Annotated in this window: 17 protein-coding genes; 4 read left to right on the top strand and 13 right to left on the bottom strand. The window is 35.8% G+C overall.

Features of this window, described 5'->3' with window-relative positions; translation table 11 throughout:
• Window positions 1–337: 337 nt before the first annotated feature.
• The 13 genes from OQ292_RS27850 to OQ292_RS27790 form a co-directional block, all read right to left on the bottom strand.
• Complete coding sequence (locus OQ292_RS27850) at window positions 338–1,384, bottom strand: glycoside hydrolase family 43 protein (protein ID WP_284687565.1); 1,047 nt, start codon at window positions 1,382–1,384, stop codon at window positions 338–340.
• A gap of 12 nt (window positions 1,385–1,396) precedes the next feature.
• The gene (locus tag OQ292_RS27845; protein WP_431733792.1) at window positions 1,397–3,427 is read right to left on the bottom strand and encodes a beta-L-arabinofuranosidase domain-containing protein; all 2,031 of its coding nucleotides are present in this window, start codon (window positions 3,425–3,427) and stop codon (window positions 1,397–1,399) included.
• 45 nt (window positions 3,428–3,472) lie between these two features.
• Window positions 3,473–4,531 carry a cellulase family glycosylhydrolase gene (locus OQ292_RS27840; RefSeq protein WP_284687570.1) on the bottom strand — a complete coding sequence of 353 codons (1,059 nt, stop codon included), beginning with the start codon at window positions 4,529–4,531 and terminating at the stop codon, window positions 3,473–3,475.
• Between the two features lie 93 nt (window positions 4,532–4,624).
• Window positions 4,625–5,668 (bottom strand): family 43 glycosylhydrolase, encoded by a 1,044-nt coding sequence (locus tag OQ292_RS27835; protein ID WP_284687564.1) that lies wholly within the window; start codon window positions 5,666–5,668, stop codon window positions 4,625–4,627.
• A 34-nt stretch (window positions 5,669–5,702) separates the two neighbouring features.
• Window positions 5,703–6,791 carry a DUF5005 domain-containing protein gene (locus tag OQ292_RS27830; RefSeq protein WP_284687563.1) on the bottom strand — a complete coding sequence of 363 codons (1,089 nt, stop codon included), beginning with the start codon at window positions 6,789–6,791 and terminating at the stop codon, window positions 5,703–5,705.
• A gap of 27 nt (window positions 6,792–6,818) precedes the next feature.
• Window positions 6,819–8,657, bottom strand: coding sequence for a glycoside hydrolase family 2 protein (locus OQ292_RS27825; protein WP_284687562.1), 1,839 nt, complete (start codon window positions 8,655–8,657; stop codon window positions 6,819–6,821).
• A gap of 141 nt (window positions 8,658–8,798) precedes the next feature.
• Window positions 8,799–9,497 carry a DUF3823 domain-containing protein gene (locus tag OQ292_RS27820; RefSeq protein ID WP_284687561.1) on the bottom strand — a complete coding sequence of 233 codons (699 nt, stop codon included), beginning with the start codon at window positions 9,495–9,497 and terminating at the stop codon, window positions 8,799–8,801.
• Between the two features lie 42 nt (window positions 9,498–9,539).
• A complete protein-coding gene (locus tag OQ292_RS27815) occupies window positions 9,540–11,408 on the bottom strand; it encodes a RagB/SusD family nutrient uptake outer membrane protein (protein WP_284687560.1) in 1,869 nt (622 codons plus the stop codon).
• Between the two features lie 11 nt (window positions 11,409–11,419).
• On the bottom strand, window positions 11,420–14,854 hold the full coding sequence (locus OQ292_RS27810; protein ID WP_284687559.1) for a SusC/RagA family TonB-linked outer membrane protein: 3,435 nt from the start codon (window positions 14,852–14,854) through the stop codon (window positions 11,420–11,422).
• A gap of 169 nt (window positions 14,855–15,023) precedes the next feature.
• Window positions 15,024–16,031, bottom strand: coding sequence for a FecR family protein (locus OQ292_RS27805; protein ID WP_284687558.1), 1,008 nt, complete (start codon window positions 16,029–16,031; stop codon window positions 15,024–15,026).
• Window positions 16,032–16,260: 229 nt separating this feature from the next.
• Entirely contained in the window at window positions 16,261–16,851 is a 591-nt protein-coding gene (locus tag OQ292_RS27800) for an RNA polymerase sigma factor (protein ID WP_284687557.1), read from the bottom strand.
• Window positions 16,852–17,144: 293 nt separating this feature from the next.
• Entirely contained in the window at window positions 17,145–17,531 is a 387-nt protein-coding gene (locus tag OQ292_RS27795; protein WP_284687556.1) for a response regulator, read from the bottom strand.
• 10 nt (window positions 17,532–17,541) lie between these two features.
• On the bottom strand, window positions 17,542–18,672 hold the full coding sequence (locus tag OQ292_RS27790) for a sensor histidine kinase (protein ID WP_284687555.1): 1,131 nt from the start codon (window positions 18,670–18,672) through the stop codon (window positions 17,542–17,544).
• 617 nt (window positions 18,673–19,289) lie between these two features.
• On the opposite strand from OQ292_RS27790, the gene OQ292_RS27785 reads away from it, so the two are divergent.
• The 4 genes from OQ292_RS27785 to OQ292_RS27770 all read left to right on the top strand — a co-directional run bounded on the left by OQ292_RS27785 (window position 19,290) and on the right by OQ292_RS27770 (window position 23,122).
• Window positions 19,290–20,042: a ParA family protein gene (locus tag OQ292_RS27785; RefSeq protein ID WP_284687554.1), complete on the top strand. Its 753-nt coding sequence runs from the start codon at window positions 19,290–19,292 to the stop codon at window positions 20,040–20,042.
• The gene (locus OQ292_RS27780; protein WP_284687553.1) at window positions 20,035–20,985 is read left to right on the top strand and encodes a ParB N-terminal domain-containing protein; all 951 of its coding nucleotides are present in this window, start codon (window positions 20,035–20,037) and stop codon (window positions 20,983–20,985) included. The genes OQ292_RS27785 and OQ292_RS27780 overlap by 8 nt, the downstream gene beginning before the upstream one ends.
• 20 nt (window positions 20,986–21,005) lie before the next feature.
• Window positions 21,006–21,677, top strand: a complete 672-nt coding sequence (locus OQ292_RS27775) for an antA/AntB antirepressor family protein (RefSeq protein ID WP_284687552.1) — start codon at window positions 21,006–21,008, stop codon at window positions 21,675–21,677.
• A gap of 467 nt (window positions 21,678–22,144) precedes the next feature.
• The gene (locus OQ292_RS27770; protein ID WP_284687551.1) at window positions 22,145–23,122 is read left to right on the top strand and encodes a hypothetical protein; all 978 of its coding nucleotides are present in this window, start codon (window positions 22,145–22,147) and stop codon (window positions 23,120–23,122) included.
• Window positions 23,123–23,176: the final 54 nt, after the last annotated feature.

The raw sequence follows: 23,176 nt of genomic DNA, 5'->3' as shown, positions 1-23,176 counted from the left end.
AGGGGGTTATTTTATATGAATTACAGCAGGTTACTATTCAATTTTTTTAGTTTATAGCGCATTTTTTTAACTCACCCATATTTCTTTATGCTTGATATAAGCATGGCAGCGCTCTATAGCTGATTGAATACAATCCAATGAATATTGAGAAATTAAATGTTTGTAGTATGCTTTGTTAAAGAGTGGTTTTTGAAAAGTAAAAAAGCCACCAAATGGCAGCTTCCTTAACTACTGTATCAAAATATGACGATGAATTAAAAAAACTATCAATTAAAACTGCTTTTCAATTCATTATCAATCTGGGAAGATGATAGTATTTTGTATTCCTATCTATGTATTATTCTCCTGAAGGTTTTTTAATTGGGTCGTTTATATTTACAGGTTTACCAAAAACAGGCATCCCTTTTATATCCCAATTGATTACTTGCATTCTTGAACTTCTTTGGGCACAACCTAATCCGGGTTTGTCTTTTGCATGATAAATTACCCAAGTTTCTGTGCCATCTGGTGATTTGGCAAAACCATGATGACCCGGACCATAAACTTGATTCTCTTCTGACATGGATAAAACTGGTTCGGGGGATTTCTTCCAAGTGCTAGCTTTTAAAAAATTTCCTTTTTTGGATGCTACTAGCATTCCTAATGAATAGTTGTCGTCCCAACAGGCACCACCTGAGTAAACTATAAATACTTTGTCTTTTGGTCCTTCTAAAAACATGGGGCCTTCTAAAATGCTTCTGTCATCTGTTTTTTCCCAGTCGAATTCGGGTGATGCCAGTATTGTTTCTTCTCCTTTTAATGTCCAAGGGTTTTTCATTTCGGCAATGGCAATATCGCTATGGTTGCCGATGTAGGGAGAGTATAAGAAATACCTTTTGCCTTTGTAGCTAAACAAGGAGCCATCTATTCCACTGTATTTGGTGTTAATCTTCCCTTTGTCTATCCACTCACCTAGAGTTGGGTCTGGCGATGCATTTTCTAATACAAAAACATATCTTGAGTGGTCGCCTTCATTATCTTTATCTGAAGCGGTATAATAAATATACCATTTACCATCTATAAAATGAATCTCAGGTGCCCAGATGCAACAGCTATTCTTACCACTAGCCGGTGCTTTCCAGACAGTAATTGGACTGGCTTCTGCCAGTGTAGTTAGTGATTTGGTTTTCCAAAGGTCAATTCGGTTTCCTCTGGTAGCCATGTAATAATAGTAATTATCTGTATGATAGTAAGCGTAGGGATCTGCTCCATCTTGAAGAATCGGGTTAGTAAAAGTACTGCTCGATTCTGATTGACTAAAACAAGCAAAACATGGTAAGAAATATACCATTAATAAATAATAGTAAAATGATTTGCTCTTTGTACTGAAGCTATTTGCCCTCATTAATTAATCTTTTTAATAAACAGTTGGAAATTCGGTTATTCTCAATGTTGTACAACCATATGGAATGAGTGTTACTTCTTCCACTTCGGTTTTTACATCTGGTACAGGACTAAACATTAATGGTCCTGCTGCATCATTATACATTTCCCAATAAGGAATTTTCTTGGCTTTCACTTTGATACTTATTGGTGCATTTTCCATATTCCAAGGATATTCTGCTACTTTTTTGCCTTTCACCACTTTCATATGCTGCGTAACAGGTTTGTCTCCTTCTTTTAAAATGCCATAGTTCCAAGCACTTTTAGGTGTTACTTCGTGGTAGTAATCGCCATAGCGCGTTGCTTCCTCTTTAAAATCTACCTTTTCCCATTTCTCTTCCACCTTTAAAGCATACACCAATGGGCCACGCTCAACAACTTGCGCATTCTCGTGCCAAGTAGAAGTACTAATTTCCATTGGCAGTTTCAATTCCACTTTATCGCCTTTATTCCAATCTCTTTTGATGATGAGTTCTTTACCACCTCTAACCGTATCGAACTTTTTGCCATTCACTAAAACAGTGGCTTCTTTACACCAAGTCGGAATTCTTAAATGAAATGGAAATGCTGCATTTATTTGGCTACATTCAGTCAATTCAAAGTGAATGCTTTCTTCGAATGGATAATTGGTTTCTTCTACCCAAGTAACTGTAGTGCCTTCACTAACAGTAGTTGTTACTTCACTCGGAGCATAAACAATAGCCGCGATACCATCATTGGCAGTTTTGTACCATAAGTTTTGTGTAAACTTTGGCCAACCCTGATGCATATTCGCAGTGCAACAAGGATACCCTGTGAGCAATCCAAAACAGCCTGAAGTTCCCTCATTCGGATTGATAAAGTTTCTTGCAGTTCTGGTAATTGCCACCTGATTACTCTGCTGAAAATACTGACGCTCCATATAGTTATCTGTCGCTTGTGTAGGTAAAGCATTAAAAGCAATTCTTTCGAGACGTTCAGCAAAATCGAGCTTGCCTGTAATCGTCAACATAGTTTCTAATGAATACATCATTTCAACCGCCGAGCAAAACTCCGAACCTTGCGTGGGGTCTGTGCCATGTAGCCATTCATCTCCACCATACAATCCATGTGGCTGACCGTTGTACTTCATCAACTTTTTAAAGCCTTCTTCTACTGCATCAATGTATCTTGAATCTTTGCTTTGCTGATAGTAAACAATCGGTTCTTTTATACCTTGCGCCACATTTACACAATGCAAACTTCCTTTTCTCGAAAGATGGTCTTGCTCTGTGAAAATTGATTTCCAATCGAATGTTTGTTGATGGATGAGTTCTCCTAGTTCTAGTAAAAACTCATCACCGGTAATATTATACAACCAGTGCACCATCATTAGGTTATCTCCTCCTCTGCGGTTTCCCCAAAATGTCCAGTGACCTAATGGTGTTGATGGAAGATTTTCCAATTGAAATTTGAAGTAATTTGTCATTAAATCAATTACTCTTTTATCTCCCGTTACAGAATAATGCTGTTGTAAAACTTTAAGCATTACCATTTTTGGCCACCAGTCTTCAATATTATCTCTTTGGATACCTTCTTCGTAATCGTAAGGCACTGCCACTACTTTTGGCCCAAAGTATCCATCTTCGCGTTGGTTATTTAAACTCCACTCTACCCACGGTTTTACCTTGGCTTTTAATTCTTCATCATCTAAAATATATGCCAAAGGCAACAATCCATCTATCCAGTAGGGCCCTCTCTCCCACTGATCGCCATCGCCACCAAGCCAGCCATTTCTTTCTCCCATTACCAGTGGATATAGCTCATCAAGCTGACCAGTCATACCGTCTTTTTGCCTGATGAGCTGTTCTTTTAACCATCCTCTGGCTTTAATTGAACCTAAGGCTAATTCTAAATAAGGTTTTTGTACAAGCGGATACCTGTTTTTAACTGCATCTCGCGTAGCCTGACTTTCATCTTGCTGAGCGAGCACAACAGACATCGAAAATGAATATAGAAACAGTAAAATTTTTAGTGTATTCTTCATAAAACCTTATTTAAAAAATGATCTAACAGATCATTAATTTAAGCATTAATTGCTTTCTGAAGTCAATGATTTGATCAACTCGATTTCTTCATTGCTGTAAGCAGAACCATCTTGTCTAAAAACATCGTGGAACCAAACTTCTGGCTCACTCCCATCTGGTACAGGTGTATCCCAAGCATAAATGGTGTTGGTTTTACCTGAAACTAAACCCCAGTTAATGGCTCCAATTTGGTTATCTTTTAACAAAGGCATAATGTTCGTAAATTTAGAATTACGTGTACGTGCCATATATTCTGTACAAACCATTGGTCTGTCGTGTACTTTTAGCATATCAATCCATTTTTGGTGATCTGCTTTATCGCCATAGTTGTGGTAAGTGATGATGTCTGAATTTTCTACTTGATAAGCGTTGAGGTTTTTAAGATCAAGATTCCACACACCTGCAGAAAGTGGTTGAGATGGATTAACTTCTTTTGCCCACTTAAAAGTATTTTGAAGCAAAGGCATAGATTTATCACCTAAACCAGTGTTACCCGGCTCGTTGTATAAATCCCAAAATACTACTCTATCGTCATCTTTAAAGGTGGTTACAATGTCTTTTACATACTCTTCCAACCTCACCATTAAGGTAGAATCTTCGAAAATAAGCGCACCCGGATCTTGTACCCAACCAGAATTATGTACTCCCGGTTTTGGGTCTGGTTGTTTGCCAATCGCATAGTTTTCATTCCAAACATCATCAAAAATGACAAAGATGGTTCTAATGCCATGCTTATCTGCAATGGTGAGGTATTGTTCCATTCTGTCTTTAAATCCTTCGCTGTCTACTTCCCAAGCCAAGTGGTGTAAATAAACTCTCATGGCATTAAAACCTATTTCTTCTGCATAACCCAATTCGCGATCCATCGTCTCTGGGTCGAAGGTTTCTGCTTGCCACATTTCTAACTGGTTAATGGCAGAACTTGGTTGAAAATTTGCCCCTCTTAACCAACCTGTTTTTTCGCCCCATTCTTTGGCTTTTTCTTTACTCCAAACTCCTCTTATTTCTGGTTCTGAGTTGGTCACAGGTGCTTCTGTTTCCTTTTGCTCATTCTGGCAAGACATTGCAAAAATGCAGGCCACCAATAGAATACTTTTTACATACTTGATCATTCTTTTAAATTTTAATATGAATAATGTTTTGCTTCTGTTGTTTTGCTATTCCAATTCTTCAGGATTGCTCATGATGAATTTGAAATCATCACTCCTATCGCATTTGAGTGTGCCTTCTGTAAATTGCAGTGCTGCTACCTGAATGCTTGATCGTCTTTTTGGATATGGTAAAACACCATGCTCATTTAGACTTCCTTCGAAATGGGTTTCTCTACCCGGATGTGTGAAATAGAAAACATACGCTTTATCTCCGAGTACCACAACATCCCCATGTGCGCCACTTGGTGTATCTTCTGGCCTTGCACTGGCATCTGTGAGAATCATACCTTGTTTCTCCCAGTTTTGAGTATCTTTAGATCGGTATACCCTCATTCCTGCCCATTCATCAGTTAACATCCAGTAATAATCTTGAAAGTGAAATACTTTCGGCCCTTCATGTGCCTTGCCTCCAATTGCCGGTTTTTCATCAAATTTCCAATTGAATAAATCGGAACTTTCGGCAAGCATGGTTACACTTCCTCTAGTGCTATCTTTAAACCACATTTTCCATATACCATCTGGCATTTGATATAAGGTAGCATCGATTACATTATCAGAAGTAAGCTTCACTAAATCTTGAAATTCCCAATCCCACAGGTTTTTGCTGGTGTAATGTGCCATAGTTGCCAATCCACTCCAATGATTTCTTACTCCTTTGATGTAAGACACAAACATGTGGTAAGTGCCATCGTGGTAAACTACATCTGGTGCCCAAAAGGTATTGATCCCTCTTTCGAATTCCAGATCGAGTGCCCCGCGATAATACCAACTTTTCCCTTCGTCGTCTGAGCAAGCGATTCCGATTTTAGTACCATAGCAAAAAGCCACATCTTGTGCATCAACATTTGCTCTTCGCTGCGTGTAGAGCATCCACCATTTTTTTTCTTCGCGGTTCCATACCAACACTGGGTCTGCTGCGCCATCGTAGATTGGATCTCTAAATAGCGGAGCAGGTGCCTTGTGTTGATTCTGGTTTTGCTGCGCATTTACAACAACTGGTAGTAGACTTATTAAAAAGTAAAAACTTAATAATAATAGGTTTTTATTCATCAGTTCTGTTTTTCTGAAACAGGGTTTGTAAAACTTATTCGAATACCGGAGCATTCTGTACACCTGTTCCCGGTTGATTATTTTTTATTGTTGGCCAGCCATCTTTCCAAGTAATCTTCTCCAACATCAATGGTCTTTTTGTTGCACCAGCAGGCAAATAAGGTTCTGTTTTGCTAATGGCATGATACAATATCCAATCGTTCCCTTCATCATCAGTTATCAATTCGGCATTATGCCCCGGACCTGCATAGCCACCAGTAGCATTGGCATCTAACAAAATACTACCCATGGTATTGATAAAGCTGTTTCCTTCTTTGCTCACATAAGGTCCTTCAACATTTTCTGACCTGCCAATTACAACTTTGTAAGTGCTATTGGCTCCATCGCAGCAAGTTCCTGCCGAACCGAATAAGTAGTAGTAACCATCTTTAGGATAAATGTAGGTCGCTTCCATAAAATCACCTGCTACTTGGAACTTCTCTCCTTCTATCGCTTTGCCATCATCAGTAAGGCGAATACCATAAATACCGTGGAAACTTCCCCAGAAAAGATACTTTTTGCCATCGTCTTCGATATAGAATGGGTCAATTGAATTTGATACTCCTACTTCGCTACTGATAAACAGTTTCCCTTGATCTTTAAATGGCCCTTCTGGTTTGTCGCTAATTGCCAAACCCACTCCCGGATCGCTATCTCCCCACAAAGAATAAGAATAATACATGTAGTATTTACCATCGACCTTGGTTACATCTGGTGCCCAAATAAAACCATGATCTTTCCAAGTTGGCTTTGTTTCAAAAGCATCTGTAACATAATCCCAATTTACTAAATCTGTAGATCGGATAATGGGCACTAAGTGCACATCTCCTTTTCCCCAATCGTCTTCTGTTGCATAGGCGTAGAAGTAACCGTCGTCGCCTTTAACAACAGATGGGTCTGCAAAAACTGGCTGAAAAACTGGGTTTTTAAACTCTCCGATGGAGATGGTATCCACCTCTTCTTCAAGAGGAGAATTGGATACCATACTATCATCAGAATTACAACCAATTAAAATACAAACAGATAAAATACCTGTTAATAATCTGCAAAAAATATGAAAATGAAAATTGCTATTGTTAGTCATCTTTTATGAGATGTATCTTGTTTTAGATTAAAAGTCTATTCTATGCTTATATAATTGCTTATGAAGGTCTTTTAAGAAGTTTTCAGGCATTTTAATTACCTTTCTGTCGTAACTCATCAAACCGTTAACTTCTCCTTCTACGTCTGTTGTTTGGGTGTATACAGCGGCTGATAGTCCCATTGGAACTAGTTTCGCCAATTCTTCCATAAGCTTTGCATATCTGTTTTTAAGTTCATCTTTGGTTTTGAAAGTTCTGTAACCCCAGTTATCCTTTTCTTGCCAAATGTGACCTTCTAGCGGTAAACCTAATCCACCAAACTCACCCAATACAACTACTTGCTTTCCACCAAATATTTTAGCGTCTGGCATTGCTGGGTCTGGATAGTTGTGTAAGTCGATGATATCGCCTGAGTAATGGAAGTTTCCACCACTTGCTTCGTTCACTAATCTTGTTGGGTCTAACTTAGCAGTCCACTCTACAATTTCTTTGGTTTTAAACTGTCCCCATGCTTCATTAAATGGAACCCAAACCACAATACTTGGGAAGTTGTAAAGTGCATCCATAATAGACTCCCACTCAGTTCTGTAAATTTCTTCTGATGCTGCTGAGCGATCCATGTCGTAACCTGCTCCTGTAATTCCCGGTCTGTTGTTCCATCTTGAACCTTGGTCGCCGCTTGGCATATCTTGCCAAACCAACATACCTAACATATCGCAGTAATAGTACCAGCGAGCTGGCTCTACTTTCACGTGTTTTCTGATCATGTTAAAGCCCATTTCTTTGGTTTTAACAATGTCGAACTTTAATGCCTCATCAGTTGGCGCAGTGTATAGACCATCAGGCCACCAACCTTGATCTAGCGGGCCATACTGGAATACAAACTCGTCGTTCAACATCATTCTGTATACACCTTCATTGTCTTTTTTCTTGGTGATCGAACGCATTGCAAAATAGCTTTCTACTGCATCAAGCGATTTGTCTTTTCTTAGTAGTTCAATCTTTAGGTTATAAAGATGTGGATTATCTGGCGTCCATAATTCTGGGTTAGTCACTGTAATTACTACCTCTTTCCCAGCTTCTACTGTTTTTGCTGATAACTCTGTTTCGCCATTTAGTACAGTAACTTTTACATTATCTCCTGCTTGTGCATTGGCAATATCAGTTGCTACAGTAATGGTGTTGTTAGAAATGTTTGGTGTGTTTTTAATGTCTTTGATGTAAGTTGGAGCTACACCTTCTAACCATACTGTTTGCCAGATACCACTTACAGACGTATACCAAATACCTTCTGGTCTGTTTACTTGCTTACCTCTTGGCTGTGGTCCATCGCTTGTTGGATCCCAAACTTTTACTGTTAGCTCCTGTGAGCCAGACTTAGTGATGTACGTTGTTATATCAAAGCTAAACGGATCGAATCCGCCTTTGTGCGAACCCACTTTTTTGCCGTTTACAAAAATCTCAGTTTCCCAGTCAACAGCACCAAAATGTAGAATTACATTTTTTCTCTTCATACTTTTAGAAACAGTAAAAGAAGTTTTGTACCAAAGGTTATCTTCTTTGGTTGGTGTTTTACCTACTCCTGATAAAGCTGATTCAACTGCGAATGGCACTAATATTTTACCTTGGAAGTTTGTTGGTTTTGATTCATTCTTAGAAACTATGGCGTATTCCCACAAACCATTTAGGTTTTGCCAATTGTCTCTTTTCATTTGTGGTCTTGGATATTCGGGTAGCACATTTACTGGATCTACCTCTTCTGACCACTCTGTAGTAATTTTATCCTTGATAAGCTGCCAGTCGCCATCTTGCCCGAATAGTGAGAAAGATGCAAAAAGCAGAATAAGAATCGATAATTGTTTTTTCATTTGGATGCTATTTAGCGTTTAAATTTTAATCAGAGATAAAGTAAAGGTGTGGTTACTTTAGCTATGCAGTAACAAACACCTCCACCAAAAAATACATATGCAAAAAATGGGAAGCCCCCCGCAATTGGAGGGCTTATTCATTTAGAATTCTATTTTCTGAATATCAGAGAATAACATGTCTTCTACACCGGCGATCTTTACTCCTACTCTGGCAAACACATAGTTCTGTGTTGGTACTAAGTCTGGAATATCTGTGCTCATGCTGATGCTGTTTAAATCTGCGATGTCTCCACCACCAATTTCTGCAGTAGAAACACTTGTTCTTGTATCAACAAAAGCAGTTTTACTGATGTAAAGGTTTACTCTTTCTACATCTTTGGCATCGTCGCCAGTAATGATTTTATCTAGTCCGAAAGTAGAAGTTACTGTTTTACCAGATACTGAAAAACCAGTGTTTTTCACCATGTAGTAAGGAAGTACTTCAATATCGAATTCTGTTGTACCACTAAGATTTATATCTAGTGAATCTGAATTAGACTCTGCATTTAAAAGCGATTTGTATGGTCCTTGTCCATCTGGTAAAACCAATTTGTAATCTGCTTTAAAAAGCAGTGCAGAATAAGAACCATCTTGATCTATTGCCACATTGATTGGGTAAGTAAGTTGCCAACCCGGCTCAATTAACTGAAAGTACACATCATTGTAACTTACATTGATCGGCTCTCCCTGATACACAATTCTTCCTTTTAAGAAAGTATCAGGCTCATCGTAGTTATCGTATTCACAAGAAGCGAAAATGATTGAAATGATCGCTATTATATATTGAATTTTCAGTTTCATAATTTTTAATTGTTTAGGTTTTTCGAATTAGCCATCCCCGCATTATTGATTTGGATTTCTTACTATTTTAGGATTCGCATTTCTAATTCCATCATTAATGAAAGAATAGTAATTTCCTAAACGGAACCTGTGAGCACTATTCACCACGCTTGGTAGTACTTCTTTAAATATCCATTTCCCATCGTCTGGATTACCCGGATCGTACACTTTGTATGGCCATAAACCATAAACTCTTGTACTTACTGCATCTGCATCGCCCGGATTATCGGTAAGTTCTGCATAAGAGCCATCCCAAACTTTATGAGCCAATCTCCATCTTTTCATATCGAAAAGTGTATGACCTTCAAAAGCTAATTCCACTTTTCTCTCGTGAACAATTCTGTCGAAATCTAACTCAGCAGCAGTTAATTCTGTAGTGAATCCAGCACGTTGGCGCACTGTGTTGATGTATGGAAGTGCTACATCAGTTTGACCTAATTCAAAAGCAGCTTCAGCAGCATTTAATAAAACTTCTGCATAACGATATCTGATCCAAGCAACATCACTACCAGTACCTCTTTGTCCTGATCCTACATCTGTATCGTTGTATTTTCTCACATAAAAACCTGCTTGAGCAGAAGACTCTAACTGATCGATTGGGCCATCAAAACCAACAACTTGCTCAGAAACCGATTTACCCGGTAATGTTGCCTGACCACCTAATTGATCTGAAGAAATTGTACTTCCGTCTTCTAAGATATAACCTGCCCAGATATCTACATCTTTACCTCTGTAAGTTGTTCCAGGATAAATGATTGTTCCACCTAAGCGTGCATCACGACCAGCAAATGCTTCAGCAGGATCATCGTAGTAGATGTAGTTTCCGTCGCCATCCATTGTTTCGATCTCACCGAAAGTATTGTCTAAATATTCGAAAGATTGAACAAGGTTTAAAGATGGATTTAAGTTACCACCAGCGATGTTTTCTTCTCTTAATGATCTTGGTATTACTTCGATTGTGAAACCGTGAGTTCTTCCTTTTTCTTTGTAGTCTTTTACAAAGATTGTTTCTGGGTTCGCATCTTTATCTAAGAAAATACTTGCAAAGTTTTCTTCTAAATCGTCTTTCTTATTGTAAAGTGCATAAGTACCACTGTTTATTAATTCTTGAGCTGCTGCCAATGCAGTTTGGTAGTAACCATCTGCCATGCTTGCAGGAATTCCCACCTCACCACCTGATGTAGAAACCTCAGGAGTAGTAGCACCATATTTCGCAATTGAACCAGCATATAAAGCTGCTCTAGATTTCATGGCTAAAGCCAAACCAGTAGTTGCTCTAGATTTAATATCAGCATTGTTTGGTAAATCATTTTTGATTGCCTCTAACTCGCTAATCACAAAATCGTAAACCTCATGCTCTTTGCTTCTTGGATACTGTAAGTAAGTTGGATCTCCACTAAAATCGTACTCTAGTGGTTCTAAGATTAGCGGAACACCACCCATTCTTTTTACATGCTCGAAATACAATGCAGCTCTTAAAAATCTAGCTTCTGCTAAAAATCTTACTCTGCTGCTTTCATCCAACTCTGTAGTTTGTTCTCCTTGTTGAATAAACAGGTTTAAATCGCGGATGTAGTTGTAATCCCAAACTCCCCAAGCATCGTAACCGTAATCTTGGAATTGGTGGCGCCAGTATTGACCGAACTGAGAAGCAAAAGCCTCGTCGAACTCTGCAAATCCAGACCAGTTTTCTAATTGTTGAAAATCGTAATATCTGTTATATAAATCAGCAAGTACCGATAAAACCAATCCGTCGTCTGACCAAACCTGATCATCTAAAAGGATGTTGGTGGGTTCTCTGTCTAAGAAGTCATCCTCACAAGCAACTGTAAGTGACATCATGAATATTAATGCTATTAAATACTTTTTCATTTTCAATTTGTTTAGAAAGTTAGATTCACACCAAGGTTAAATAATTTATTCTGCGGATACTGAAGACCATTCTCATCTGCAACTTCAGGGTCGATTCCCAATTGGTGTACATTATCGATAGAGAATAAATTGTAAGTGTTCACATAAACTCTTGCTTTCTGCAATTTGATTTTTTGAGTAAGTGTAGTAGGAATTGTGTAACCTAATTCCATAGTTCTCATTCTCAAGTAAGTGATGTTAACCATCCACCATGTTGAGTTTTTGTTATAGTTACTGTGCCAGCCAGTGTTAAATCTTAATGCCGGATTTGCTCCTGGAATCCACTCACTGTTTAGATCGTAAAGATCTGCTCTGTGCCATCTGTCATCATACATGGTAGAAAGTAAGTTTCCACCATTTTGGAATGGCCAACGCATTTCCCAGTTTTGGTTGTAACCGTACATAGTACCACCAGAGAAATCAGCAGTAAAATCGAAACCTTTGTATTCTAATGAAAGGTTGATACCAAAGTTTACAATTGGGTTTCTACCTGTTCCGTAACCGATTGGTCTTTGATCGAAGCCATCAATTTTGCCATCGTTGTTAATATCTTTGTAGATAAAGTCACCCGGTAATAATGTTTTGTTACCTTCATTGTCGATGTTTATAGGATAGTTGTTGATCTCTTCTTGAGATTGGAACTGACCTGTAACTTCGTATCCCCAGAAAGTATATTGATATCTGTCTTCTTGAGAGTTTCTGTAGTGATCCCAAGAGTTACCCCAACGTGGTTTGTAAGAAGAAAGGAATTTACTTCTTGCATAAGAGATGTTACCACCAATGCTATATTTTAATCCGTTTACTGATGAAGTGTAGCGTAAAGTACCTTCGTAACCGAATTGTGCATCGCTATTTAGGTTTTCGTCTGGTAAGCTATAACCTAATTCAGCAGGTAATACTACGTCGTATTTTCTTCCTCTTAAACCTTCGCGAGTTCTTTTAAAGTAATCTACTGTACCTGTAATTTTGTCGTCGAATAAAGAGAAATCGAAACCGATGTCTAGGATTGTACTAGTAAACCAAGAAATGTTATCGATAGGTTTTCCTCTGTTTGCAGAACCTGGAATTACGTTGCCATCAAGTATTACTTTAGACACTGCATAGTTATAACCTGGAATATAATCGAATGAACCAATGCCTACATTATCATCACCTAGTTCACCGTAAGATGCTCTTAGTTTTAAGTTAGATACCCAGTTTACATCAAAAAAGTCTTCTCTCGAAATTCTCCAACCACCAGATACTGATGGGAAGAAACCCCAACGTTTGTCTGGAGCAAATTTCCATGAACCATCGTATCTACCTGAAACCTCGAAGTAGTATTTGCTATCATAATCGTAATTGATTCTACCGATATAACCCAATCTTGCTTCTTCGTAATCAGAATCATCATAAGTATCCATATCTGCAAATTGGATAAGATCCAGATAGTTGGTTTGAGGAACTGAGTGCAAAAAGTTTCTTTGAGTTCTTCTTTGAATACTCTCTGCTACTGCTACAGCACCAATGGTATGTTTTCCAAAAGTATTGTTATAAGCTAATTGAAACTGAGTTACATGCTCGTTAATTTTCTCTTGAGTTCTGTCTCTGTATGGGTTATCGTTACCACCTGTTCTGTTATATACATCTGTGTTCGGATCGTAAGTAAATACATCATAAGTATACTCGAATGTATTGGTTAGCTGATCTGCGAAGTAGTAAGAATACATACCTTTTGCTGTAAGACCATCCAAAATTTCGTACTCACCTGTAAAGTTGGTTTGTAACACTCTCCAGTCTGATCTCCACCAACCTGTGATCTCTTTGTTTAACAAAGCCCAGTTAGTTTCGATGTTACTGATATGATTTGGATACTCAGGATTGTCATTCGCATATGGGCGCTCAGTAGGTCTGTTTCTAAATAGAGCGAATCTTGGCTGCCAATAATCGTCGTAACCCGGTACACCTGGATTATCTCTGGTTTCTATTCTACCATTTATTTGAGTACCTATCTTTAGTTTCTTCGCGATTTTGGTATCTACATTAGCCTGAAGGTTAGTTCTGTTAAATGTAAAATCGTCGAATACTGCGTCTTGATCAAACCTCGAAACCGAAAGGTAGTAGTTTGTATTTTCAGAACCACCACTCGCATTTATATTAATAGAAGACTGAGGTGCATTTTTACCCACTATAAAGTCGTACCAGTCAAATGATTGATAACCGGGCTCTGTTCCAGCTTTCCACTTCTCAAGTTCTTCAGAAGTGATTGGGGTGTTACCTCCCAAATTCATTTCTGCTTCTGCTTTTGCAACCATCCAGTTGTAAGCATCTACACCTTTTGGAAATCTAGACCAGTTTTGCACACCATAGTAAGTGTTTACATTTACTGTACTTTTTTGATTGGTACTACCTTTTTTGGTTGTAACTACTACTACCCCATTTGCTGCTCTTACACCATAAATTGCTGCTGATGCATCTTTTAGAATAGTAATACTTTCAATGTCTTGAGGAGCTATGTTATTAAATTGACCTTCATCTTTTTGGATACCATCGATTACGAATAATGGTGTTCCCATATTTCTAATTTGCAACCAAGCACCTTGACCCGGTCTACCATCTGGTTGTCTGAAAGACACACCTGCCATTTTACCTGCAAGCATACCACTGGTTGTTGCTGAGTGTACTCTTTCTAAATCTTTACTCTGTATGTTGCTAATAGCACCAGTTAAAGATTCTTTCTTTTGAGTGCCATAACCTACTACAATTATTTCTTCGAGTGATTGTATATCTGCTGCCATACCAACGCTAATGTCACTTTGGTTAGCAACTGCAATCTCTTGAGACTGAAACCCAATTGAACTGAAAACCAAAATAGCATCGTCACCCGGAATCTCTAATCTATATTTACCATCTACATCTGTGATTGTACCATTGTTGGTGCCTTTTATCAAAATGTTCACACCTGGTAAACCTAAACCGTCTTCTTCACTTGTAACGGTTCCGGTAACAACTCTCGGCTGAACAATTTCTACTATACCCGTATTGTTGTATAAGTCGCCCGGCAAAATATTAACAGAAATACTGTTATTAACCTGCTTAAATTTTAATCGGCATTCTCTTGAGATTTCCAACAATACCTCCTTTACAACTCTCTTTCCAGAGGTTAAAGAAATATTCTTGGTTCTAGGAATGTATCTCTTAGAATATGCAAACTCAAAATCGGTCTGGCTCTCGATAGTTTTAAAAACTTCGTTGACCGAATTGTATGAATCGTTTACAGTTACGTAAACATCTCTCACGCTTTTTCTTTGTGCCGCACTATCTTCTGCTAACAAAAATGTATAAAAGCATGTTTGCATTAAAATGCCGTATAGTGTGTATTTTGAAAGCATTTTAAGTAATCGTAAATAGTTTAATTTCAAATTCATATTTTTGTGTAGTTACTTAATTAAACAAAATTATAGTCCTTGCTAACCATGGTTGATTTGTTTGGCGACATCTGACGTATGGTTATAAGGATTTGAAGTTTTGTGGCAGTATCGTTGTTGGTACTGCCTTTTTTTAGCTCGTATTGTTCATATCATATTTGTTTTGTTTTTATTTTCCGACAATAAGTACATTGTTACCGTTAATTTCATATTCAAAATTCATTGCGTATCCAATACTAGCAAGTACATTGGTAAGCAACTCATTTCTATAAATGCCTTTAAAAGACCTAGCTATTTTTCCTTTGTTGTTAATCTGAATATCTACACCATACCAGTTCTCCAACTTCTCTTTAATTTCATCAATGTCTTCATCTTTAAAGGTAATCATACCGTCTTTCCAACCAAGGTCGTAGGCACTATCCAGTTTTTCTTTATTAAGCTGATTGTTTCTTAAAACTACTTTTAGCCCCGGTTCCAAATAAACAGGCTCTTCATCAGTCTTAGTCGTGTTTTCTACTTTCACTTTTCCTGAAACCAAAGTTATTTTTATCTTTTCTTTTTTAAATGCATTTATAGAAAACTTGGTCCCTAATACTGTTGTAAGCAGTTTGTCAGATTTTACAGTAAAAGGTCTGTTTTCGTCGTGAGCAATTTCAAAGTAAGCCTCCCCTTTTAATTCTACTTCTCGCTTATCTGCAGCAAAAGTTGATGGGTAAATAATGCTACTTCCTGCATTTAATTTAATAATAGAACCATCGCCTAAATTTAAAGTAAGCTTACTCCCCTTTTTAGCTTGCTTCTCTACATACACTATTGTTTGTTCAGGCTTTTTTAGCTCCTGCTCCTTTTTTGTTAATTGCTCCTTTATCGGAAAATATGCAACTACTGCCACAGCCAATACTGCAGCTATTTTCACAATTGTATTTAAATTGATAAATCTTCTCTTAGGTTTGGTTAAACTATCCACCTTATTCCAAGAGCTATTTACTAAATTCTCTTTTGGCTTAAACTCTTCAAAGCGCATTGCTCTAAACAGTTCTCGATTTTCTTTCGCAGAATTAGCCAAATCAGGATTATCCTTCATCCACTGTTGCCAGTAGTTATTAACCTCCTCATCATTGGAGTTAACCCACTTCCTAAAAAGGTCATTATTTAGAAAATCCTCTTTGCTATTCATAAAAATTTTAATATTTATAGTTGGTTTTATATTAAGGAGTCAAAAAGGTTTCATTTTTCCCATACTTTTTTAGAAAAAAGTATAAAATTTCCTGAAAAATTTTAGAAAAGGCTTATATACCTCCAAATAAGGCTTTTTTATAGCTAAAATAAATAAATTTTTTTTGATTGTAATTGAGATTAGAAGTTAAATCAACCACAAAAACTCCTATTTCTTTAAAACTTGGCAGTTATAAATATTGGAATAATCCAAATCCAAGATACACGAATAGCAAAGATTTTCTAAGCGTAGATATAGAATTGTGTATTTGGTTGTATGCAGTTTTAATTTTGATTTTTAAAACATCTGCTGCATCTATATAGCTCATGTCATTATAGAAAATCAAAAAGATAAGCTCACGCTGTCTTGGACTTAACTCTTCTATGCAAGCAGCTAATTTTTTCTCTAATTCAGTTTTATTCTCAGTATCTATACCTAAAGAGGCTGGATCGTAAGAAATTTCAAACTCTTCACGCCAGTATTTTTCAGCCTTGTCTTTTTCTTTTACTTCTTTGGCCAGTTGCTTGGTAAGCTTGTTTCTAAGGCACTTAAACAGATAAGGTTTTAATTGTTTAATGTTAAGTCGCTCTCTTGAATTCCAGATATCAATAAATATATCCTGAATAAAGTCGTCTACAACTGAGGAATCTATCCTAAATTGGCATCCATAATTATATAGCAAAGGATGGTAAAGCTTATATACTTTTTCAAATGCTTTACGGTCTCCTTTTAGGAAATTTTTAACAAGTAAATCAATGTTCCCAGTGCTATTTATATCCATGAATGTTTACTAAATTAACCTTCCGTTTAGTAATCCTTAAAGGAGAAATTTAAAGACAATAATTACAATTTCGATAATTAAAAAGCTTTTTTTGAAGTAAAGGGAACAATCTTTAAAGAATTCTACAAGTTTATTATCCAAAATTTTCAAAAGAGATGCTTAATGTCTATAAATGCAACTAAATCGTTTTATAGAAATATTAGCATTCTAAAATCTTCTTAATTTTACATCCTTTATTTAGTTTAAAGTATAAACTAAGCCTCCAATTTCGACTGGATTATTATATCTATAATTTACATATTAGCTAGCACATTTTTTACTTTTTCTGCATCTAGTGGCTTTTCTATATAACCAATAATATTGTTATATTCTGATGCTTTTTCTTTATCTGAAGGTCTGATAGATGAGGTAAGAATAATAATTTTTGTATGATTGGCACAATAGCCATTTTTTTGATAAGCTTCTAAAAACTCGAAACCATCCATTACAGGCATACTTAAGTCTAAAAATATATAATCTGGGCAGTTGTTTTCTAAAAATGAACAAGCTTGTAAACCATTTTCTACTGCACTGATGTTTACAATACCTACACTTTTTAAAACATTACTAGAAATAAAACTTGCGATTTCATCATCTTCTACAAGCAACACATTACTTGTTAAATATGCTTGTTCAGTCATACCTTTAAGCTTATAAATAAATCCTAAATTCAGTTCCTAAATTAATTTTACTACTAACTTCGATATGCCCACCTTGTGAATTTACAATTGTTTTTACTAGGTAAAGTCCAACTCCTAAACCATCTGTATGAGTATGCATTCTTTTAAATAAGCCAAATATTTTGTTAGTTCCCATCTCCTCGTTAAATCCAATACCATTATCTTTAACCGATAAGAGTGTTTTACCATTACAGATATTAGTAGATAAAAACACTTCTGATTTTACCATAAGATTTCTAAACCTTATCGCATTCTTTAATAAATTGTATAAGATACTGTGCAAGTGTGAAGGGCTATAGGTAATTTCTGGTGAATTGGAAAAATCTGCTCTTATGTTAATGTCCGATTCGATAATTTCTTCTTTTAATTTAAATTTCACTTCGGCTAATACATCTTCAAACAGCACTGACTCCTTCTCTACTCTCAAATTAGATTTAATAGCAATTACATCATTAAATGAGTTTAATTTATTGGTAAGTATTTCTACTACCTGTTTTATTTTATCAAAAATACTTCGGTTTTCATTACTGATTTTATTATCAATTAATGTAACTAAGCTTTGAAGGTTGGTAAGAGGTGCTTTTAAATCGTGAGCTGCTACATAAGAAAACTCTTCTAACTCAGAGTTTTTTATTGCTAATTGTTTATTCTTTAACTCTAATTCTACTTCTGTTTTGTGTAATTCTGATACATTTCTAGTAATTGTTAAAACAGACTTTACTTTACCTTGGGTGTCGAATTCAGGTGCTAAAATACTATGGAAGAATTCCACCTTTTCATTAAAAATATATTGCTTGTTGTGAGTTTGTTTTTTGCCAGTTTCAAATACTTGGGCAATTTTTTGCATCCAAGGGATAGACATACTTTCGGGATAACCTGCCTCTAGCGTTGTTTTATATAAAATATCTTCCCTTCTAGCAATTTGTAACTGCTCCAAACCCTGACTATTAATAAAAATTGCCCTCAGGTTTTTATCATATCTAAAAACGATGTCTGGTAGGTTTTCTACCAATGTTTTAAAAGTATCTTCACTTATTTCAACACTTTCTAATTCGGCGTTATCTCCTCTTTCCACTAAGTGTAAATCTGTTTTAGATCCCATTTTATACCCGTTTTATTCCGACTATACTAATAATTTACATGTATTAGATAATATTACATTGACATCTGACACTTAGATAATTTTAAAATACTCATTAAAAAAAACAACTGCTTTCAATCTAATAAATGTTTGATTCTAGATTTTTTTAACTTTTATTATAAATAATGGTAATTTTCTTTCAAAACGTATTCTAATCTAGCATAATTTCTCAATTTTTTTATTGAAATGCCAGTTAATTAATAAAATTTCAACATCATTATAACTGTTAGGTTTTAGCTTACTTTTTGTGTTTACCTCAATTATGGCAATGTTTTAATTGCTTTCTTACTCACATAATTTTTTCAATCCCAAAGTGATTTTTTTATCACATTTTTCTTCAACTGTTTCAATTTATTGCAATAAAATGTTTTCCTTTGTTTCACAGTTTTTTTACAAGTCTGATCTATGATAAACTCCTGTTCTTTGAAAATTATAATCAATTTTTTATCTAAAAAAGCAGGTTCTAAATCAATTCATTTTGTAATCACTGAACGCTTTTCTAACTTTAATTTTTTTTAATTTAAGTGTCAAAATTTGCTGAGTTTTCAGCACTTACTCTGTAACAATAATTTCTCTTAATGGCCGAAATAGTTTCGATTTTAAATTTGAAAGGTGGTGTAGGAAAAACTACAACTGCTATAAATCTTGGGAAAGCTTTATCAAGATTAAAGAAAAAAGTTTTGGTAATAGATAATGATAGTCAGGCAAATCTTACTCATGGTCTTGGATTTACTGATTTTAGCAAATCTGTTTACCATACTTACAAAGACAAAGAAAGCCTGCCTATCTTACAAGAAGATGAGTTCTTCCATATTGTACCTTCACAATTAGCACTGGCTTCTATTGAAAGTGAGGTAGAAAGCGACATTAACAGATACTACATACTAGCTGATGCGATAGAATCTGTTAAAAAAAAATATGATTTTGTATTGATTGATTGCCCACCTTCTTTGGGTGTTTATACCATCAATGCAATTACAACTTCTACTAAATTTCTTATCACAACTCAAACAGACAGGTTCTCTATAGATGGTCTTTTAGAAGTTTATCGCTTTATCAACAACAAAATAAAGAAGCGCCTTAATAGCAATATTGAACTTATGGGAGTGCTTATTACTTTGTTTATCCAAAATACTGTAGCTACCGATATTGGCTTAGAAGAACTAGAAAAACATTTTCCGGGAAAAATTCTACATACCCGAATTAGGCATACCACCAAATTTAAAGAAAGTACTATAGCTGGTGAAGATATTTTCACCTACGACCCAAAAGGCAAAGGAGCTCACGATTACGAAAACCTAGCATTAGAAATTCTGAAGAAAAATGGCTAAAACCAGAGATAAACTAAGACAAAAAGCAAAAGAGAATATCAATGTTTCTGCCGTTGATAATAATCAGGCATTCGACGATATTATTAGCAGGGCTGAGCGTAAGGAAATTATTATAGACCCAATACTCAAGTCTTTTATACCGCCATTGCAAGATGAGGAATTACAGCTTTTAAAGGATAGTATTGAGCAAGAAGGTGTAAGAGAAGATTTAATACTCTGGAACGATCCTGAAAGGGGGCATGTGCTGGTAGATGGCCATAACAGAATGGCAATAGTTAAAGGCCTTGAGCGTGAAGGCAAGACTGTAAAGTATGGAAAGAAATTTCTCGATCTACCAGACTTTGAATCTGTAAAAGACTGGATGATTATAAACCAGTTGGGCAGGAGAAACCTTACAAATGAACAGCGCAGCTACCTTCGTGGCTTGCGTTATGAGCGTGATAAAAAGAAAAAAACAAACTCTAAAGGAGTTAACCAGTTTAATAAAGACAAGGTTAATCGTCAAAATGACGAACAACCCACTCACATCAAACTAGCCGAAGAGTATAAAGTATCTCCTAAAACAATTGAAAGAGATGCAAGCTTTGCAAAGGGTATTAACTTTATTGGAAGTTCAAACCCAGAATTAAAACAGGAAATACTTGCCGGAAAAGAGAAAGTAAAAAAGTCTTCGCTGCAAAAGTTAGGTAAGTACAGTGGCAAGCAAAAACCTGTTTTTAAGTCGGTAAATGATATAGAAAAGTTTGTTTTAAAGGTTGACTCTAAGGAGGTAGTTAAGCTTACAGAAAACGATAATTCTAATGATTTTGTTAACTTAAAAAAAGAAACACTTGATGCTTTCTCTAAGCTATCTGTACAAAGTAATGCAAGTGAGTTTGACATGGTAAAAACATTATTAGATTCTCTTAAAAAAGAAGCTTTAAACAGCCAAAAACAGAAGTGATTTTTTAACCCCCTTATGCGATGGAACTGATTAAAATATACAAAGGCAATCTAATTTCTGCTCGCGATCTTTATGAATATCTTGAAGTAAAATCGAGGTTTAACGATTGGATTAAAAACAGAATAAATAAATACAATTTTAAAGAAAATGTTACTTTTACTAAAGTTTTAGTAAAAGGTACTGGAGGTCGCGGAGCAACAGATTATTTAATGACTATACACATGGCTAAAGAGCTTTGTATGGTCGAAAATAACGAATTGGGAGCCAAAGCCAGACAATATTTTATTCAGTGTGAAGAAACATTAAAAGCCCTTAAAGAAAATAAAAGGGTAGAAGCATTTTCAAAATTAGAGGCTACAAAACAGCGCTTGTTGGCTAATATCAAAAGTATTAATGGAACTTATGAAGATTACATTCAAATAGACTACAAAGGTCGTAAGGTCTTATTTAATGGCCAAACGATGGAAGATGTTGAATTACCACTTTTGTTACTTAAAGGTCGTGATTTTGCCACAGAACTAACTAACGAAAGCTTTAAACTCGGCATTACAGATTTAGACACTGTTGAAACTTGGAATAAAGAAAACCACAGCAAAGTTAGATCGATGATTAATGAAAACACTGGAAAGTTTCCTGAAGAACTAAACCCAGAGAAAAGAATTGAAAATAAAAATACTGAAGATGATGAATAGAGAAATTTCAACTGAATTTCTCTAATAAAAGTTTTTATATCTTTTATATATTATATAGAGAAAATTACCATCATAACTATCTGATAATCAATATCATGTACGCATATTTCCCGCATAATGTACAATAATTAAGTCGTAATAGACATATTTTAAGTCTTTACTTACCTTCTAAAAGTCAAAAGGTTAAAATGGTAAGTCAGAATGTACAAAATATTGCAATAAGTCATAATGTACAAGTAGTAAGTCATAATATACCAAAGGTGAGTAAAAAGAGACATTTAATAAGTCATAATGTACATAAATCGCGTCAGAATATCCCCACTACTAGTATAAATAGCCAATAAGTAAGTCATAATGTACAAGAGTTAAGTCATAATGTACTTGTTGCGAGTCATAATATACCCTGAACGAGTAAAAAAGATTATTTTTTACTTGTGCTAAATATCCTGAATGAATATTATTGATACATGAAAGTTAACAGCACCAATACAGTCAATTATCCGAGTAGGCTTCTCAAAATTGAGACAAGGCAGCAAATTAAGCAGCTTTCTGTTTTTGATGATAGTAATCAATTAAAACCAGATATAGCCAGTGAGATCAATAGTTCGATTCACAGGATTCTGAAATTGAATGAAAATGGGAAAGATGAATACTCAATTGAATTCCCTCAGGAGATAGAAGAGAGGCTGGATACTCAGATAAGAGATAAAATTGCTAAGCAGCTTACTGGTAATGAAGTAAGATTGCTTACTGCTGTATTGATACTGGCACAGCTGTCTCAATCGAGAAATGAGCTCACCTATATGGAAAATATAAACAGAGCATCATTTACTATTGAGTTGAGCACGCTTTACAAGTTTATGGGCATCAGATCTTCGGGACAGGCTCAAAGAACACAAGTTAAAGCTTCGTTCCAGAAATTACATCACAGAGAGTTTCTTATTCCGATAACCAAGTACAATCCTACTAAAGGTATGGGACATGGTTTTGAAATAAGAAGACTGCTAGAAATACACTCTTTCTTGTCTTTTGAGAATGGTAGTAAAACTATAAAAGTGAGTGTAGATTCCTCTTTCTTGAATTTACCTTCAAACAAACCTTCCACTTATTTCTCTCTTCCGATTGATATAAACAAAAAATTGAGAGCGATTTCTACTGGTAGACCAAACGTAGGAGTAGAGCTTTTTATCAAATGTTTGTATCAGGCGAGACACTGCACTTCTGAAAATAAAGTGGAGTATAGCTATAATCGTTTGGTGGAGATTATGAGACTCGACAAATACAAGCGGTCAAATAATTACAAGCGAATTAAACCGACCATTAACAAGGGAATGGATATGGCTAAAAAGCTTGGTTTGGTTTCTAAAGTAACCGAAGAGCTTACAAAGTTTGGTGAGATAAAGTTTGTAATAGAGTTTGCTGAGGAAGAAAGCAGTATGATCTGAAATGGTAGATAAGATTAAACTTTTTGCTAAAAAGTATTTTGGCTTAGTTATATC

It is taken from the genome of Chondrinema litorale, assembly GCF_026250525.1.
GTDB classification, from domain to species: Bacteria; Bacteroidota; Bacteroidia; order Cytophagales; family Flammeovirgaceae; genus Chondrinema; species Chondrinema litorale.
This window is presented reverse-complemented; position numbering and strand designations above follow the sequence as displayed.